This is a genomic window from Klebsiella variicola (assembly GCF_000828055.2).
Taxonomy (GTDB): domain Bacteria; phylum Pseudomonadota; class Gammaproteobacteria; order Enterobacterales; family Enterobacteriaceae; genus Klebsiella; species Klebsiella variicola.
Genome location: NZ_CP010523.2, coordinates 3,982,430 through 3,999,894 on the forward strand (window position 1 = coordinate 3,982,430; position 17,465 = coordinate 3,999,894).

13 protein-coding genes and 1 pseudogene are annotated in these 17,465 nt (G+C 62.5%); 9 read left to right on the plus strand and 5 right to left on the minus strand.

Annotated features, from left to right (window positions below; translation table 11 throughout):
- Positions 1 to 50: 50 nt before the first annotated feature.
- From codB to SP68_RS18740, 7 genes and pseudogenes are all read left to right on the plus strand, one after another.
- Positions 51 to 1,313, plus strand: a complete 1,263-nt coding sequence (codB, locus tag SP68_RS18710) for a cytosine permease (RefSeq protein ID WP_022065136.1) — start codon at positions 51 to 53, stop codon at positions 1,311 to 1,313.
- Complete coding sequence (locus SP68_RS18715; protein WP_012542475.1) at positions 1,310 to 2,545, plus strand: PucR family transcriptional regulator; 1,236 nt, start codon at positions 1,310 to 1,312, stop codon at positions 2,543 to 2,545. The genes codB and SP68_RS18715 overlap by 4 nt, the downstream gene beginning before the upstream one ends.
- On the plus strand, positions 2,542 to 3,780 hold the full coding sequence (codA, locus tag SP68_RS18720; RefSeq protein ID WP_040973866.1) for a cytosine deaminase: 1,239 nt from the start codon (positions 2,542 to 2,544) through the stop codon (positions 3,778 to 3,780). Before SP68_RS18715 ends, codA begins: the two co-directional genes overlap by 4 nt.
- A 145-nt stretch (positions 3,781 to 3,925) precedes the next feature.
- Entirely contained in the window at positions 3,926 to 4,876 is a 951-nt protein-coding gene (locus tag SP68_RS18725) for a LacI family DNA-binding transcriptional regulator (protein WP_162499995.1), read from the plus strand.
- 121 nt (positions 4,877 to 4,997) lie between these two features.
- Positions 4,998 to 5,807 (plus strand): inositol monophosphatase family protein, encoded by an 810-nt coding sequence (locus SP68_RS18730; RefSeq protein ID WP_040973864.1) that lies wholly within the window; start codon positions 4,998 to 5,000, stop codon positions 5,805 to 5,807.
- A gap of 110 nt (positions 5,808 to 5,917) precedes the next feature.
- Complete coding sequence (locus SP68_RS18735) at positions 5,918 to 7,276, plus strand: MFS transporter (RefSeq protein ID WP_040973862.1); 1,359 nt, start codon at positions 5,918 to 5,920, stop codon at positions 7,274 to 7,276.
- Positions 7,277 to 7,302: 26 nt separating this feature from the next.
- Positions 7,303 to 8,571, plus strand: a pseudogene (locus SP68_RS18740) (histidine phosphatase family protein).
- 60 nt (positions 8,572 to 8,631) lie between these two features.
- Here the strand turns inward: SP68_RS18740 and mtnA are convergent.
- Positions 8,632 to 9,660 (minus strand): S-methyl-5-thioribose-1-phosphate isomerase, encoded by a 1,029-nt coding sequence (mtnA, locus tag SP68_RS18745; protein WP_023322216.1) that lies wholly within the window; start codon positions 9,658 to 9,660, stop codon positions 8,632 to 8,634.
- Between the two features lie 101 nt (positions 9,661 to 9,761).
- Between mtnA and mtnK the strand changes: the two genes are divergently transcribed.
- On the plus strand, positions 9,762 to 10,961 hold the full coding sequence (gene mtnK, locus SP68_RS18750) for an S-methyl-5-thioribose kinase (protein ID WP_016160472.1): 1,200 nt from the start codon (positions 9,762 to 9,764) through the stop codon (positions 10,959 to 10,961).
- Between the two features lie 297 nt (positions 10,962 to 11,258).
- Here the strand turns inward: mtnK and SP68_RS18755 are convergent, their stop codons facing one another.
- From SP68_RS18755 to SP68_RS18770, 4 genes are all read right to left on the minus strand, one after another.
- Positions 11,259 to 12,500 (minus strand): LVIVD repeat-containing protein, encoded by a 1,242-nt coding sequence (locus tag SP68_RS18755; RefSeq protein WP_022065143.1) that lies wholly within the window; start codon positions 12,498 to 12,500, stop codon positions 11,259 to 11,261.
- Between the two features lie 102 nt (positions 12,501 to 12,602).
- Positions 12,603 to 13,667, minus strand: a complete 1,065-nt coding sequence (locus SP68_RS18760; protein WP_008805596.1) for a sugar ABC transporter substrate-binding protein — start codon at positions 13,665 to 13,667, stop codon at positions 12,603 to 12,605.
- A 20-nt stretch (positions 13,668 to 13,687) separates the two neighbouring features.
- On the minus strand, positions 13,688 to 14,686 hold the full coding sequence (locus SP68_RS18765; protein WP_040973859.1) for an ABC transporter permease: 999 nt from the start codon (positions 14,684 to 14,686) through the stop codon (positions 13,688 to 13,690).
- A complete protein-coding gene (locus SP68_RS18770) occupies positions 14,683 to 16,185 on the minus strand; it encodes a sugar ABC transporter ATP-binding protein (RefSeq protein ID WP_008805595.1) in 1,503 nt (500 codons plus the stop codon). The genes SP68_RS18765 and SP68_RS18770 overlap by 4 nt, the downstream gene beginning before the upstream one ends.
- A 163-nt stretch (positions 16,186 to 16,348) precedes the next feature.
- On the opposite strand from SP68_RS18770, the gene SP68_RS18775 reads away from it, so the two are divergent.
- A complete protein-coding gene (locus tag SP68_RS18775) occupies positions 16,349 to 17,437 on the plus strand; it encodes an oxidoreductase (RefSeq protein WP_023339772.1) in 1,089 nt (362 codons plus the stop codon).
- Positions 17,438 to 17,465 lie beyond the last annotated feature (28 nt).

Sequence of the window (17,465 nt, forward strand, 5' to 3'; positions counted from 1 at the left end):
TCTTGCTACTTCCGGCTATCACCGCCCATCTACCAGCCAGAGGTTCCAGGATGTCAAACAGCAATGATTTTCCCCTCGTCGAAGCGCCCGCCGCCGGACGCAAAGGCGTATTTTCCATCGCCATGGTGTTGTTCAGCTTTACCTTTTTCACCGGCACGATGTTTGCCGGCGGCAAACTCGGCGTCTCCTTTTCCATCGTCAATCTGCTGTGGATAGCCGTCATCGGCAACGCCTTGCTGGCCCTCTATGCCGCGTCGCTGGGCTGGATCGCCGCGCGCAGCGGCCTGAATACGGTGCTGATGGGCCGGTTCTGCTTCGGGGAGATCGGCAGCAAGCTGGCCGATTTTATTCTTGGTTTTGCCGAGCTGGGCTGGTACGCCTGGGGGACCGCCACGGTCGCTATCTCGCTGGTGAAGATCCTCGCCCTGCCCGAGGCGCTGACCCAGCCGCTGATGGTGCTGTTTGGCATTTTGTTCTGCGTCACCGCGCTGGTGGGCTACAAGGGACTGGACGCGCTGTCGCGCCTGTCGGTGCCATTGATGTTTGTACTGCTGATGGTCTCCATGTATCTGGCGCTGCACCACGCCGGCGGCTGGCAGGCGATGACCCGCATTGCGCCGAGCGACACCATGACCTGGTCGGCGGCCATCACCATGGTCTTCGGGACCTTCGCCAGCGGCGCCACCCAGGCGACGAACTGGACCCGGCTGGCTAACTCCAGCCGGACCGCCATTCTCGCCAGCATGGGCAGCTTCCTCATCGGCAACGGGCTGATGATCGTCGCCGGCGCCTGGTGCGCCATCGTTTATCAACAGGCCGATATTGTGGAAGTCCTGATCCTGCAGGGGCTGTCGGTCGCCGCGGTGATCATGCTGTGTCTCAACCTGCTGACCATCCAGGGGCCCACCATCTATAACGTCTCCGCCGCCGCCTGCCATCTGCTGCGCAGCGAACGTCGCCGGACGCTAACCCTCGCCGCCGCCGGGGTGGGCATTGTGCTCGCTATTGGCGGTATGTATGAAATGCTGATCCCCTTCCTTGTGCTGCTGGGCAGTATTATTCCGCCCATTGGCGGGGTGATCCTCGCCGACTACTGGTTCGCCCGCGGCGGGCGCTATCCCCTGCTGCAGAACGCCCGCCTGCCGCGTTTTAACTGGCTGGGACTCGGCGCCTACGCCGCCGGCGCGGTGGTGGCCTATCTGTCACCGTGGATCGCGCCGCTGGTGGGGATCACCGTCTCCGCGCTGGTCTATATCGTCCTGAGCCTGCTAAGCAAACGCCAGCCTGCCGCCGTCGCGGAGCAGGAGCCATGAGCCTGACGGTCAGCGAACTGCTGGCCCTTGAGGGACTCTCCGCCCTGCGTCTGCGGGCGGGAAAGCAAGGGCTGCAGCGGGCCGTACGCTGGTACTACGTGGCGGAAAATGAACATATCGCCGAGTGGATCATGGGCGGCGAGCTGGTCTTTATTACCGGCATCAACCATCCCCGTGATGAAGCCAACCTGATCCAGTTGCTGATGGAGGGAAAACAGCGCGGCATCGCCGGGATGGTGATCCTCACCGGCGAGGCCTATATCCACGCCATTCCCGCCACGCTGATCGCCCTTGCCGACGAGCTGGGCATTCCGCTGATTGAGCAGCCCTACCTGCTGAAGATGGTAATTGTCACCGAGCGCATCGGCACCGCGCTGGTCCGCAGTGAAAACGCCCTGCAGTCACAGCGCGACATTCTGATGCAGCTGGTCACCGGCGACTATCCGGATCTGCAGATGCTCCATCAGCGCGCCCTCCATCAGCAGCTCGATTTTACCCGTCCGCTGCGGCTGGCGGCGCTGCGTCTGGAGGGGCTGTCCCGCCTGTTTCGCCAGTTCCCGCCCGAGCAGGCCGAAGCCTGGCTGCTGCAGGCCCACCGCAGCGTGCGTCAGCAGCTGCAGCAGCAGCTCAACCAGCAGGGCAACCCCTTCCCGCTGCTGGAGCGCAGCAATATGTTTCTTTTCCTGCTGCCGGATGAGGAGGGGGAAGGCTTTCAGCAGAAAAAATGGCTGCAGCAGTGGCTGCAGGCGCTGGCGGACGGAGAGGAGGGTTTGTCGCTGCTCTGCGGCCTCTCCGCACCGGTCAGGCAGCTGCAGGGTTATCCGCGGGCGCTGTCGCAGGCGCGCCAGGCGCTGGATCTGTGCGATACCCTGCGGCCGACCCAGCGTATCAGCGACTATCAGCAGTTGGGGTTTATCAAATTGCTGTCCGCGGTCAGCGACCCGGCGCTGCTCAACGATTTTATGCACGACACCCTGGGCTGCCTGATCGAACCGGGCCGCAAAGCGCCATGGCTGCTGCTGGAGACCCTCGAGACGCTGCTACAGGAGAACGGCAACGTGGTGCGGGCCGCCGACCGGCTGGGCCTGCATCGCAACACATTGCATCAGCGCATCCAGCGTATTGAAAAACTGACCGGCTACCCGGTCAGCCACCCCCAGTTTCATCTCAACGCCTCGGTCGCGCTGGTGATCTGGCGTTTATCGCAAAACCATTTACAGGACCCACCATGAAAATTATTAACGCTCGCCTGCGCCGCCAGGAGGCGCTGTTTACCCTTGACCTGCAGGACGGGATGATTCACCGCATCTCCGCCCAGGCCGCGATGCAGAGTGCCGACGCCGGGGATATCGACGCCCAGGGCCGGCTGGCGATCCCGCCCTTCGTCGAGCCGCATATCCATCTTGACGCCACCCTCACCGCGGGCGAGCCGGAGTGGAACCGCAGCGGCACCCTGTTTGAAGGCATCACCCGCTGGAGCCAGCGCAAAGCGAGTATTACCCCGGAGGACACCCGCCAGCGGGCGCTGAAAACCATCGGCATGCTGCGCGACTTCGGCGTCCAGCACGTCCGGACCCATGTGGATGTCACCGATCCGTCGCTGGCGGCCCTGAAGGCGCTGCTGGCGGTGAAACAAGAGGCCGCCGATCTTATCGATCTGCAGATTGTCGCCTTCCCGCAGGAGGGAATCGAATCGTACCCCGACGGCCGCGGACTCATGACCCGCGCCATCGAGATGGGCGCCGACGTGGTGGGCGGCATTCCGCACTATGAGAACACCCGCGACAAAGGGGTCAGCTCGGTGATGTTTTTGATGGACCTCGCCCAGCGTTACGGCCGCCTGGTGGATGTCCACTGCGATGAAATCGACGATCCGCAATCGCGTTTCCTTGAAGTACTGGCGGAGGAGGCGCGGATGCGCGGCATGGGGGCGCAGGTCACCGCCAGCCACACCTGCGCGATGGGCTCTTATGATAACGCCTACTGCTCAAAGCTGTTTCGCCTGCTGAAAGCCTCGGGCATCAACTTCATCTCCTGCCCGACCGAAAGCATTCATCTGCAGGGCCGGTTTGACAGCTGGCCGAAACGGCGCGGCGTCACCCGGGTGGCGGAGCTGGATCGCGCCGGCATCAACGTCTGCTTTGCCCAGGACTCGATTCAGGATCCGTGGTACCCGCTGGGGAACGGCAATATCCTGCGCATTCTGGATGCCGGGCTGCACATCTGCCATATGCTCGGCTATGACGATCTGCAGCGCTGCCTCGACTTCGTCACCGACAACAGCGCCCGGGCGCTGTGTCTGGGCGATAACTACGGCCTCGCCGAAGGCCGCCCGGCGAACCTGCTGATCCTCGATGCGGAAAACGACTACGAGGCCGTCCGTCGTCAGGCACGGGTGCTGACCTCCATTCGCCACGGCAAGGTGATTTTGCAGCGTGAGGTGGAGCACATCCGCTACCCGGCATAAGGCGCAAGGCGCTGCGCGTCGGCGCCTTTCTGTGATACCTTTTCAGGCAGTGTGCGTGACCGACGCCCGCCCGGGCGTCGGCTTCCTGGAAAACAGACGGCGCGAAACGACGATGAGCGATAAAAAATGGATTAAGGCCGAGGACGTGGCCAGACTGGCCGGCGTCTCGCGCTCGGCGGTCTCCCGCACCTTCACCCCCGGCGCCTCGGTGTCGGAGAAGACCCGGCAGAAGGTGCTGAGCGCCGCGGAAGCCCTGGGCTATCAGGTGAATATCATCGCCCGGACGATGATCACTGGCAGCAGTAATTTTATCGGCATCGTCACCGCCGGTTTCGACAACCCGTTTCGCAGCAAACTGCTGGCGCCGCTGGTCCATCAGCTGGCGCTCAATGGCTTTATGCCGCTGCTGATGAACGCTGACGATCCGCAGCAGCTCGCCCCCTCGCTTAAACAACTGCTGAGCTATCACGTCGCCGGGGTGATCATCACCTCCGGCGCGCCGCCGCTGTCGCTGGCGGAAGAGTATCTGGCGCGCAAGATCCCCGTCACCCTGATCAACCGCCATGCGGACCTCGCCGGCTGCGATCGGGTGTGCAGCGATAATGCCCAGGGGGCGAAGCTGGTGGCGGATCTGTTTAGTCGTCGAGGCTGGCAGCAGGTTGGCTTTATTGGCGAAAATCGCGAGAACTTCAGCACCCGCCAGCGCTATGAGGCTTTCATCGCCCGGACGTCGGGTATGGCGGTGATCAGCCGCTTCTGCGACGGCGGCGGCTATCAGGCCGGCTACCAGGCCGCCAGAGAATTGGTTGCTGAAAACCCCGGAGTGCAGGCGCTGTTCTGCGCCACCGATATGCTGGCGCTGGGCGCCCTGGATGGCCTGCGGGACGCCCCCGCCCCGCTGCCGGCCATCGTCGGCTTTGACGATATCCCGCAGGCGGACTGGCAGCCCTATCAGCTCACCACCGTCCAGCAGAATACCGCCCTGCTGGCGCACCACGCGGTGGATCTGTTGATGACGCGGATCGCCCGCTTCAGCCTGCCCTCACGCCATCGCGAAGTGCCGGTGAAACTAATTATTCGTCATAGTGCGAAATGAAAAAATCATTTTATGCTGGAGCGATCACAGAATCTTCTGCGAAACCCGGCCACACTCATTCGGCCCTTCGGGGCTGTTTTTTTTACGCAAAATGCACACGTGTGCAAAATAGGGAGTCACTATGCAATCTCAGGAATCAGAAGCGCTACAGGCCCGCTACCGTCTGGCCTGCGAGCTGGCGAAAGCGGGGGCTGAGCTGGCGTTTGAATACTATCAACAGCGCGAGGCGCTGACCGTCGACCATAAAGGCAATGACCTGCAGGATGTGGTCAGCGTGGCCGACAAACGGGTGGAGGCCTTTGTGAAACAGCGCATTCAGAGCGCGTTTCCGCAAGATGGCTTTCTCGGCGAAGAGAGCGGCACCCGCCTGCCCGACGCGCGAGTGCTGTGGGTGGTCGACCCCATCGATGGCACCAGCTGTTTCCTCAACGGCCTGCACACCTGGTGCCTGTCGCTGGCGATCGTCGCCGACGGCGAACCGGTCATCGGCGTGGTCTACGACCCCAACCATCGCGAGCTGTTTCACGCCCTGCGGGGCCATGGCGCCTGGCTCAACGACGCCCCGATCCGTCCACACCCCGCGACGACGGTCAAAGAGGGCGTGATGGGCGTCGGCACCTCGCATCGCGTCACCCCGGCGGACTTTCTGCCGTTTCTGCAGGCGCTGCTCAGCGACGGCGGCATGTTTATCCGCAACGGTTCCGGGGCGTTGATGAGCGCCTGGGCGGCGGCGGGCCGGTTGATTGGCTACTACGAGCCGCACATGAACCCGTGGGACGCTCTGCCGGGGCTGGTGCTGATGCGCGAAGCGGGCGGCGCCAGCAACGATTTTCTGGCGCAGGAGGGGATCCAGCGCGGCAACCCGCTACTGCTGGCCAGCCAGACGCTCTACCCGCAGCTGAAAAAGATGATCCCACAACCCTTACATTAACCCTTACGGGTCAGGCTATTTCTGATTATGTACTCTACACAGTAACGATAACTTCATTCACGGACGAACCACATCAATCAGTCAGGCCTCCGACCTGCGGAGAACCACCTATGTCTGGAATTATCGCTTTTTTCCGGGCGTCGCCGCCGAAAGCGGGCGCCGCGTTTGATGAACACCGTTTTCGCCGGGTGCGCTGGCAAACCTTTATCGCCATGACCCTGGCCTACGTCACCTTTTACGTCTGCCGGTTATCCTTCACCGTCGCCAAAAGCGCGCTGGTGGATCTGGGGATCACCCCGACGGAGCTGGGCATGATCGGCTCAACCCTGTTCTTCAGCTACGCCATCGGCAAGCTGGTCAACGGCTTTATCGCCGATCACGCCAACGTGGTGCGCTATATGAGCCTCGGTTTATTGCTCAGCGCCGGGATGAACCTGATGATGGGGATGACCACCAACGCCCTGCTGCTGGCCATCTTCTGGGGGATCAACGGCTGGGCCCAGTCGATGGGCGTCGGCCCCTGCGCGGTCTCGCTGGCGCGCTGGTACGGCGTTAAGGAGCGCGGCACCTTCTATGGCATCTGGTCGACGGCGCATAATATCGGCGAGGCGGTGACCTATATGGTGATCGCCGCAGTGATCGCCGGATTTGGCTGGCAGATGGGCTACCTGTCCACCGCCGCGCTCGGCGCCGCCGGGGTGGTGCTGCTGGTGCTGTTCATGCACGATTCGCCGCAGAGCAGTGGCTTCCCGTCCATCAACGTCATCCGCGATGAACCGCAGGAGGAGGCCGAAGCCCGCGGCTCAGTGTTTAAAAACCAGCTGCTGGCGCTGCGCAACCCGGCGCTGTGGACCCTCGCCCTCGCCTCCGCCTTTATGTACATCGACCGCTACGCCGTCAACTCGTGGGGGATCTTCTTTCTCGAGCAGGATAAAGCTTATTCCACGCTGGAGGCGTCCGGGATTATCGGCGTCAACGCCATCGCCGGCATCGCCGGGACCATCATCGCCGGCATGCTCTCCGACCGCTTTTTCCCACGCAACCGCAGCGTGATGGCCGGGTTTATCAGCCTGTTGAACACCGCCGGCTTCGCCCTGATGCTCTGGTCGCCGCACAATTATTACACTGATATTCTGGCGATGATTATCTTCGGGGCCACCATTGGCGCCCTGACCTGCTTCCTCGGCGGGCTGATCGCCGTCGATATCTCCTCGCGCAAAGCCGCCGGGGCCGCGCTCGGCACCATCGGCATCGCCAGCTACGCCGGCGCCGGCCTGGGCGAGTTTCTCACCGGGATCATTATTGATAAAACGGCTATCCTTGAGAACGGCAAAACGCTGTATGATTTCAGCACGTTGGCGCTGTTCTGGGTGGGTACCGGTCTGGGTTCCGCGCTACTCTGTTTTACCACTGCCGCCATCGTCGCCCGGCGCCATGCCGTCGAACGGCAGACATCGTTCTCCTCATAACCGATTAACGAATTAAGGAAGAAGATATGATGCCTGCAAGACATCAGGGGCTGTTACGCCTGTTTATCGCCTGCGCGCTGCCGCTGCTGGCGCTGCAATCTGCTGCCGCCGCGGACTGGCAGCTGGAGAAAGTGGTCGAGCTCAGCCGCCACGGTATCCGCCCGCCGACGGCCGGCAACCGGGAAGCCATCGAGGCCGCCACCGGCCGACCGTGGACCGAGTGGACCACCCATGACGGCGAGCTCACCGGCCATGGCTATGCCGCCGTGGTTAACAAAGGACGTGAGGAAGGCCAGCACTATCGCCAGCTCGGCCTGCTGCAGGCGGGATGCCCGACGGCGGAGTCGATTTAAGTGCGCGCCAGCCCGCTGCAGCGGACGCGGGCGACCGCCCAGGCGCTGGTGGATGGCGCCTTCCCCGGCTGCGGCGTCGCTATCCATTATGTCAGCGGGGATGCCGATCCCCTGTTTCAGACCGACAAGTTCGCCGCCACGCAAACCGACCCCGCCCGCCAGCTGGCGGCGGTGAAAGAGAAGGCCGGGGATCTGGCGCAGCGTCGGCAGGCGCTGGCGCCGGCCATCCAGCTATTGCAACAGGCGGTTTGTCAGGCCGATAAACCCTGCCCGATCTTCGACACCCCCTGGCAGGTGGAGCAGAGCAAAAGCGGGAAAACCACTATTAGCGGACTGAGCGTGATGGCCAATATGGTGGAGACGCTGCGTCTCGGCTGGAGTGAAAACCTGCCTCTCAGCCAGCTGGCGTGGGGCAAGATCACCCAGGCCAGGCAGATCACCGCCCTGCTGCCGCTGTTAACGGAAAACTACGATCTCAGTAACGACGTGCTGTATACCGCGCAAAAACGCGGGTCGGTGCTGCTCAACGCCATGCTCGACGGCGTCAAACCGGAGGCGAATCCGAACGTACGCTGGCTGCTGCTGGTGGCCCATGACACCAATATCGCCATGGTGCGCACGCTGATGAACTTTAGCTGGCAGCTGCCGGGCTACAGCCGGGGAAATATCCCGCCGGGCAGTAGCCTGGTGCTGGAGCGCTGGCGCAACGCGAAGAGCGGGGAACGCTATCTGCGGGTCTATTTCCAGGCGCAAGGCCTCGACGACCTGCGTCGTCTGCAGACGCCGGACGCGCAGCACCCGATGCTGCGTCAGGAGTGGCGTCAGCCGGGCTGCCGTCAGACCGACGTCGGTACGCTGTGTCCCTTCCAGGCGGCTATTACCGCCCTCGGTCAGCGTATCGACCGGTCATCCGCCCCGGCGGTAGCCATGGTCCTGCCGTAGCAATGCAGCGCTTGCCCGGGCCCGGGAAAGCCATTTTTTCCAGGCCCGGCACGGTGTCGGCTATCCATTGTCCGGCGCAAACGCCCCGGCGGCGACCTGCGCCGGGGTGACCACCCCGCTGTCCAGCACCCAGCCGCTCACCAGCCCAGCAGGCGTGACGTCGAACGCCGGATTGTAAACGGCAGCCCCCGTCGGCGCCCACTGTACCGCGCCGAAGCTGCCCGCCACCCCGGTCACTTCCGCCGCCGCGCGCTGCTCAATGGGGATCGCCGCGCCGTTCGGGCAATGGCGGTCGAGGGTGGTCTGCGGGGCAGCGACGTAAAACGGGATCTGGTGATAATGGGCCAAAACCGCCAGGGAATAGGTGCCGATTTTATTCGCCACGTCGCCGTTGGCAGCGATACGGTCGGCGCCGACCCACACCGCATCCACCTGCCCCTGCGCCATCAGGCTGGCGGCCATTGAATCGGTGATCAACTGATACGGCACGCCCAGCTCGCCCAGCTCCCAGGCGGTTAAACGTCCGCCCTGCAGCAGCGGCCGGGTTTCATCGACCCACACGCTGGCCACCTTTCCCTGCCGGTGCGCCAGCGCGATAACCCCCAGGGCGGTCCCTACCCCGGCGGTCGCCAGGCCACCGGTGTTGCAGTGGGTCAGCAGTCGACTGCCGGGCTTCACCAGCGCACTGCCCGCCTCAGCGATGCGGTCGCACAGCTGTTTATCTTCTTCGACCAGACGCAAAGCTTCCGCTTCCAGCGCCTGCGGGTAATCTTCCCGGGCCAGCGCCTGCTTCATGCGATCCAGATTATTCATCAGGTTGACCGCCGTCGGCCGCGCCGCGCGCAGCGTCTCCAGCGCCTGCTGGAGTGCATCCCGGTTCAGGCCGCGCTGGGCCAGCAGAGCCAGCAGCAGGCTGGCGGACAGGCCAATCAGCGGCGCGCCGCGCACCCGCAGGGCATGAATATGGTCCACCAGCAGCGCAACGTTATCCGCCGCCAGCCAGCGTTTTTCCTGCGGCAAGGCCTGCTGGTCGAGAATAAAAAGCTGATTTTCACTCACCCGCAGGCTGGTGGTCTGTAATGTCTGCATGTCGTTAAATCCCTGTTGCGTTGTTGTATCACATTGTGTCAGGATGGAATCCAGAAGTATAGACGTCTGAACGGCTTAATCAGAATTCGAGGATCGAGGCAATGTCGCAATACCATACCTTCACCGCCCACGATGCCGTGGCTTACGCGCAGCAGTTCGCCGGCATCGACAACCCATCGGAGCTGGTCAGCGCGCAGGAAGTGGGCGATGGCAACCTCAATCTGGTGTTTAAAGTGTTCGATCGCCAGGGCGTCAGCCGGGCGATCGTCAAACAGGCCCTGCCCTACGTGCGCTGTGTCGGCGAATCCTGGCCCCTGACCCTCGACCGCGCCCGTCTGGAAGCGCAGACCCTGGTCGCCCACTATCAGCACAGTCCGCAGCACACGGTAAAAATCCATCACTTTGATCCCGAGCTGGCGGTGATGGTGATGGAAGATCTTTCCGACCACCGCATCTGGCGCGGGGAGCTTATCGCTAACGTCTACTACCCGCAGGCGGCCCGCCAGCTTGGCGACTATCTGGCGCAGGTGCTGTTCCACACCAGCGATTTCTATCTCCATCCCCACGAGAAAAAAGCGCAGGTGGCGCAGTTTAGTAACCCGGCGATGTGCGAGATCACCGAGGATCTGTTCTTTAACGACCCGTATCAGATCCACGAGCGTAATAACTACCCGGCGGAGCTGGAGGCCGATGTTGCCGTCCTGCGCGACGACGCCCAGCTAAAGCTGGCGGTGGCGGCGCTGAAGCATCGTTTCTTTGCCCATGCGGAAGCGCTGCTGCACGGCGATATCCACAGCGGGTCGATCTTCGTTGCCGAAGGCAGCCTGAAGGCCATCGACGCCGAGTTCGGCTATTTCGGCCCCATTGGCTTCGATATCGGCACCGCCATCGGCAACTTGCTGCTTAACTACTGCGGCCTGCCGGGCCAGCTCGGCATTCGCGACGCCGCCGCCGCACGCGAGCAGCGACTGAACGATATCCACCAGCTGTGGACCACCTTCGCCGAACGCTTCCAGGCGCTGGCGGCGGAGAAAACCCGCGACGCGGCGCTGGCTTACCCCGGCTACGCTTCCGCCTTTCTGAAGAAAGTCTGGGCCGACGCGGTTGGCTTCTGCGGCAGCGAACTGATCCGCCGCAGCGTCGGACTGTCGCACGTCGCGGATATCGACACTATCCAGGACGACGCCATGCGCCATGAATGCCTGCGCCACGCCATTACCCTCGGCAAAGCGCTGATTGTGCTGGCCGAGCGTATCGACAGCGTCGACGAGCTGCTGGCGCGGGTACGCCAGTACAGCTGAGTGAGGCCTGTTTTCCCTCACCCCGGCCCTCTCCCATAGGGAGAGGGAGCACACCCTAAAAAAGGCCATTGTCATTGCCTTTTTGCGTTTACCTTGCCCTCACCCCAACCCTCTCCCACAGGGAGAGGGAGCAAGCCCTAAAAAGTGCAATCATCAGGGATTGCCCGGCGGCGCTGTGCTTGCGCGGGCCTACAGATAACCGCATAACGGTTTGATCTTGCAGTCTTTTGTAGGCCGGGTAAGGCGAAAGCCGCCACCCGGCAGACATGCGAGCACCATTTTGCGTTTACCTTGTCCTCATCCCAGATACTCAATCACCGACAGCCCGCCGTTGTAATCGGTGCTGTAGATAATGCCCTGCGCATCGACAAACACATCGCAGGACTGGATCACCTGCGGGCGGCCGGGACGGGTATCCATCATCGTCTTCGGCGCCGCCGGCACCAGCGCCCCGGTCTCCAGCGGACGATACGGGTTGGAAATGTCGTAAGCCCGCACGCCGGCATTCTGATAAGTGGCAAAAATCAGCGTTGAGCTGACAAAGCTGCCGGGACGATTCTCATGCAGGTTGTGCGGACCGAAATGCGCCCCTTTCGCCACATAGTCGATTTCATCCGGCTGTGGGAAAGTCGAGATGCTCACCGGGTTCGCCGGCTCGCGGATATCAAACAGCCAGATCAGCTTCTCACCGTCCTCCTGATTGTCGAGCACCGCTTCATCCAGCACCACCAGCAGGTCACGATCCGGTAGCGGCAGCGCGGTATGCGTCCCGCCGCCGAACGGCGGGCTCCAGTTGCGATGGCTAATCAGCGTCGGCTGGGTACGGTCTTTGACATCCAGCAGCGTCAGGCCGCCGTCGCGCCAGCTGCCGTAGGCGGTATCCCCGGCAATAATGGCGTGATGCAGCGCATAGCGTTTGCCCTGCGGCCAGTCCGGTGTTTCACCGCCCGCCTGGTGCATCCCCGGCAGCCACCAGCGCCCGGCCACTTCGGGCTTACGCGGATCGGCCAGATCGATGGTCAGGAAGATGTAGTCAGTAAAACCGTCGATCAACGCGGACACATACGCCCAGCGGCCGCCGACGTACCAGATGCGGTGAATACCGATGCCGTTAAGCGACAGGAAACTGATTTCCCGCGGCTGCGCGGGAGTGGAAATATCAAAGATGCGCAGCCCGGCGCTCCAGCCCTTGTCCTGCACATCGCTGACCGTGTCGCCCACCGAGCGGGTGTAGTAGACCTTCTCATCAGCAAAACGGGCGTCGGCAAACAGATCCCGGGCGTTGATCACCAGCAGCAGATCGTCATGCGCCTGCAGATGCACGTTCCAGGTGCCCGGCGGCGCGGCAATATAGTTGACGGTGGTGGGCCGGGTCGGATCGCGAACATCGACCACGGAAAAGCCCTGCGACACCATATGGCCGATATAGGCGAATCCGCGGTGCACCATCAGCTGCACGCCGTCCGGACGACCGCCCTGATCGCTATGGCCAATCAGCCGCATATTGCGGCTGTATTCGGGGGAAGGTAATGCTGACATAGGGGATCCCTCTCGCCCGGTGGCATGGTTTTCCCCCTCTCCCTGCGGAAGAGGGCCGGGGTGAGGGCACCAGGCCGCCGCCCACCGCCACCCGGCTTGATTTTATTTGTTTTTCGCTTCCAGCGTCGCGAACCACGGCGCGATAAAGTCTTCGGTCTGGCCCCAGCCAGGGATAATTTTCCCCAGCGACGCCACGTTCACCGCCCCCGGCTGGGCCGCCAGCAGCGCCTGCGGGATCGCCGCCGCCTTGAAGTCGTAGGTGGCTGGCGTCGGCTCGCCGGCGATCTTATTGGCGATCAGCCGCACGTTGGTCGCGCCGATAAGCTTCGGATCCACCGCCACGCTCACCTTCCATGGGCTGCCGGCTTCGCGCATCAGCTGCAGATCCTGGTTGGAAATATCAATGCTGTAGAGTTTGATCTCGGTGCGGCCATTCTCTTTCAGCGCTTTATAGGCCCCCTGGCTAAAGGCATCCCAGGTGCCCCAGATCGCGTCGATTTTCCCTTTCGGATACTTGGCGAGGATCGCCCCCACCTTGTTAGCGGTGTCGCCCTGCACATCGGATGAAACGGCGCCGATCGACTCCAGCTCTTTAATCCCCGGATTTTGCTTCAACAGCGTCTGGTAAGCCGCCTGACGGCGCTCCATCGGCGGGAAGCCCGCCACCCACAGCTTGACGATGTTGGCCTTGCCATTGAAATCTTTCACCAGCTGGCCAAAAGAGAGCTCGGTCAGCGACGCGTCATCCTGCTGGCTGACCGTCACCCCGGGGATCTCACCGCTCACCGCGGTATCGAACACCGCCACTTTGATCCCGGCATCCACCGCCTTCTTCACCAGGGCGGTGGAATACGGGTCACGCCCCTGGGAGAGAATAATGCCATCGTATTTCTGGCTGATGGCCTGGTTGACGAAGTCCTGGAATTTGGCGTCATCGCCGTTGCTCAGGAAGGTGCTGATTTTGAAACCGAGCTTTTTGCCTTCCTGCAGCGCCCCGGAGACAAACTGGGTGGTGTTATCGTCAGACCCCAGGTTGCGGATCACCGCAATACGGATCGGGCCGCTGTGCTCGGCAATCGCCGCCGGCACCGGCGTCGGGGCAGTGGCCAGCGCCGCCGTCGACTGCAGCAGACCCAGCGTCATCAGAGAGAGTGCGATCTTTTTCATGCTGTTTACCCTGTAAAATGTTAAGTACGGCGCTGAAAATAGGTCAGTGCCAGCGCGCCAGCCAGGACCAACCCTTTAATAATGTCCATCGCGTAATACGGCACCGAGAGCATCACCAGCCCGTTGGAGAGCACGCCGAGGATCACCGCCCCCACCAGCGTCCCCAGGGCGTTCGGTTTACCGGAGCCCGCCAGCGAAAAGCCGATCCATGCCGCCGCCACCGCGTCCATCAGATAGCCGCCGCCGGCGTTGACCTGCGAGGATCCGATACGCGAGGCCAGCAGAATGCCGCCCAGCCCGGCCAGCAGCGAGGCAATCACGTATGCTGCGACTTTGTAACGAGTGATCCGCAGGCCGGAGAGCCGCGCGGCCTCCGGGTTGCCGCCGATGGCGTACATCCGCCGTCCGTGGGTGGTGAACGACAGCGCCAGCTGGGCGACCATCGTCACCACCAGCATGATGATGACGATGGTCGGCACCTGCCCCAGCGCGCCAAAGCCCGCCGGGATAATGCCTTCCGCCATCTCGCCGCTCGGCAGCACCATGTTTTCAGTAATCGAACCGCCGTAGCTGTAGGTCATCGCCACGCCCTGAATCACAAACAGGCTGGCCAGGGTGGCGAGCATGTCAGGAATGCGCAGCACCACGATCAGAAAGGCGTTAAACAGCCCCACCAAGGTGCAGAGCGCGAGGGTGATCAGAATCGCTTCGGTGGTCCCCAGGCCATGCCAGACAAACAGGGAAATCACCAGCGCGTTAGCCAGCGATGCCGTCGATCCCACCGACAGATCAAAGCCGCCAATGGTGAGAGAAATCGACACCCCGATGGCAATCACCGTGACAATCGCGATCGAGCGCAGAATGTTGATGATGTTGAACGGATCAAGGAAGTTGTCCGAGGCGAGGCCAAAGACCGCCACCAGCAGCACCACGGTCAGCAACATGCCCCACTTATAGAGAAAATCAAAAAATCGCTGACGGCCCGATACCGTCGCGTTTACTGCCAGGGCCTTGCTCACGCTGCCGCTCCTCCGGTTGAATAATAAAGCAACGTCTCTTCCCGGGCTTCCGCGCCGGGGATCTCCGCCACAATCCGTCCGTCCCATAGCACGCAGATGCGGTCGCATAAACCGACCAGCTCGGCGAATTCACCCGAGGCATAAATCACCCCTTTGCCTTCCCGCGCCAGACCATCGATCAGCATGAACAGATCGGTTTTCGCTTTCACATCGACCCCTTTGGTCGGTTCGTCAAAAATCAAAACATTGGCATGACTGCGCAGCCATTTGCCAATGGCCACCTTCTGCTGGTTGCCGCCGGAAAGACGGCGCAGCATCTGCCCCGGGCCAGTGGCGCGCACGCCGAGGCGGGCAATCACCTCCTCCGCCCAGCGCCAGGCCTGCCGATGGCCAAACAGGCTCCAGCGCGAAAAGCTGTTATCGGCGCTGACCGCCAGGTTCATCGCGATCGGCTCTTCGATGAAAATGCCCTCTTTGCGCCGCTCCTCCGGGACCAGCGCCAGGCCGCGCCCCACCGAGTCGGCTGGATCGCGCGGTCGCCACGGCTGGCCGTTCAGCTCGCCACGCTGCACCCGGCTTTTGCTGGCGCCGAACAGCGCTTTGCACAGCTCGGTTTTGCCCGCGCCGGCCAGCCCGGCGATACCCAGAATTTCCCCCTTCCGCAGGCGCAGCGAAATATCCTGCAGCAACGCCTCATCATGCAGACCGTCAATCTGCAGCAGCACCTCTTCGCCGTGCGGCGGGCGCGGCGGCGGGAAGATATCGCTCAGCTCGTGGCCCAGCATCTTTTCGACGATCTGTTCGCCGCTCAGCGGCGCCATCGGGCCGCTCTCAATTAGCCGCCCGTCGCGCAGCACCGTCAGGGTGTCGCAGATCGCCTTCAGTTCATGGATACGATGCGAAATAAACACCACCCCGATCCCCTGCTGCTGCAGACGGCGTACTACCGCAAACAGGCGCTCACTTTCATGCTGATCCAGCGGCGCGGTGGGCTCATCGAGGATCAAAAAGCGGCAATGGTGCGACAGAGCGCGAGCCAGCAGGATTTGCTGTTTTTCGGCGAGCGTGCAGCTGTCAATGGAGCGCCTGACGTCCAGCGCCACGTCCAGCTGCGCCAGCGCCTCGCGCGCCAGCTGCCGAACCCGCGACCAGCGAAACGCCATGCCCGGCTCTGCCAGCCTGTCCAGCATGATGTTTTCCGCAATGCTCAGGCCCGGTACCAGCGCCACATCCACCTCCTGCTGCACCAGGTGGATCCCCAACTGTTTAGCATCCCGCGGCGAACGAATGGTGACCGGCTGGTTGTTGATCGTCACCTCGCCTTCATAATGAGCGTGGGTGCCGCACAGCACCGCCATCAGCGTCGACTTACCCGCGCCGTTGGCCCCGGTCAGGGCATGCACCGACCCGCCATGAAGGGTAAAGTCCACCTTGTTCAGTGCCTGAAAGCCGGAGAAGGCCAGGCTAATGTTATGCATCTCAAGGCGGTTCGCGCTCATCACTGTTCCCGTGCGGTAATTAATCTTCTGATTTAACGAATTTTTCATAGCCGCCGCTGGCTGACAACTGCGTAAAAAGCATAAGATACAACGAAATAATATTAGCCATCTGGATGTCCAGACATAACATCAGTTTAGCCCAACACCTATAAGGACAGCTTCCATGAGCAACAGCGATATCCGCGTCGTACCCGGCCCGGCCAACTATTTCTCCCACCCTGGCAGCCTTGAGCGGCTGAGCGATTTTTTCAGCGCCGACCAGCTCTCGCGGGCGGTGTGGGTCTATGGCGAGCGCGCCCTGGCCGGCGCCGAACCTTTTCTGCCGGCGGCCTTCCACCTGCCGGATGCAAAAAAGATCCGCTTTACCGGCCACTGCAGCGAACGCGACGTGGCGGCGCTGGTGCAGGCCTCCGGTGACGATCGGGCGGTAGTGATTGGCGTCGGCGGCGGCGCGCTGCTCGACAGCGCGAAAGTGCTGGCCCGTCGCCTGGGGGTACCGCTGGTGGCCATCCCGACCATCGCCGCCACCTGCGCGGCGTGGACGCCGCTGTCGGTGTGGTACAGCGACGCCGGACAGGCCCTGAATTTTGAGATCTTCGATGACGCCAACTTCCTGGTGCTGGTCGAGCCGCGCATCATTCTCAACGCCCCGGCGGAGTACCTGCTGGCGGGCATTGGCGACACCTTAGCCAAATGGTATGAGGCAGTGGTGCTGGCGCCGCAACCGGAGGCGCTGCCGCTCACCGTGCGGCTGGGGATTAACGGCGCGCTGGCGATCCGCGACGTGCTGCTGGCCAGCAGCGAAACGGCGCTGGCGGACCAGCGCCGCGGCGATCTGACCCAGGCGTTTCGCGATGTGGTAGAGGCGATTATCGCCGGCGGCGGGATGGTTGGCGGGCTGGGGGAACGTTACACCCGGGTCGCCGCCGCCCATGCGGTGCACAACGGACTGACGGTGCTGCCGCAGACGGATAAATTCCTCCACGGTACCAAAGTCGCCTACGGCATTCTGGTACAGAGCGCCCTGCTTGCTCAGGACGATGTGCTGGCGCAGTTAGTGCAGGCGTATCAGCGCTTTAACCTGCCGACCACCCTGGCGGCACTGGAGGTCGATATCAATAACCGCACAGAGCTGGACCGGGTCATTGCCCATACCCTGCGCCCGGGCGAGTCGATTCACTATTTACCAGTGACGTTAACCCCTGAGGTTCTGCGCGCGGCGTTTGAGAAGGTGGAATACTTCAGCCGTTAATCGCCCCGACCGTCTATACCTAATGATG

Excerpts from the sequence above, each read along its gene's own strand:
- codB (WP_022065136.1), top strand. The coding sequence starts at position 51 with ATGTCAAACAGCAATGATTTTCCCCTCGTCGAAGCGCCCGCCGCCGGA.
- SP68_RS18730 (WP_040973864.1), top strand. The coding sequence starts at position 4,998 with ATGCAATCTCAGGAATCAGAAGCGCTACAGGCCCGCTACCGTCTGGCC.
- SP68_RS18760 (WP_008805596.1), bottom strand. The coding sequence starts at position 13,667 with ATGAAAAAGATCGCACTCTCTCTGATGACGCTGGGTCTGCTGCAGTCG.
- SP68_RS18735 (WP_040973862.1), top strand. The coding sequence starts at position 5,918 with ATGTCTGGAATTATCGCTTTTTTCCGGGCGTCGCCGCCGAAAGCGGGC.
- mtnK (WP_016160472.1), top strand. The coding sequence starts at position 9,762 with ATGTCGCAATACCATACCTTCACCGCCCACGATGCCGTGGCTTACGCG.
- SP68_RS18715 (WP_012542475.1), top strand. The coding sequence starts at position 1,310 with ATGAGCCTGACGGTCAGCGAACTGCTGGCCCTTGAGGGACTCTCCGCC.
- SP68_RS18770 (WP_008805595.1), bottom strand. The coding sequence starts at position 16,185 with ATGAGCGCGAACCGCCTTGAGATGCATAACATTAGCCTGGCCTTCTCC.
- SP68_RS18775 (WP_023339772.1), top strand. The coding sequence starts at position 16,349 with ATGAGCAACAGCGATATCCGCGTCGTACCCGGCCCGGCCAACTATTTC.
- mtnA (WP_023322216.1), bottom strand. The coding sequence starts at position 9,660 with ATGCAGACATTACAGACCACCAGCCTGCGGGTGAGTGAAAATCAGCTT.
- SP68_RS18755 (WP_022065143.1), bottom strand. The coding sequence starts at position 12,500 with ATGTCAGCATTACCTTCCCCCGAATACAGCCGCAATATGCGGCTGATT.
- codA (WP_040973866.1), top strand. The coding sequence starts at position 2,542 with ATGAAAATTATTAACGCTCGCCTGCGCCGCCAGGAGGCGCTGTTTACC.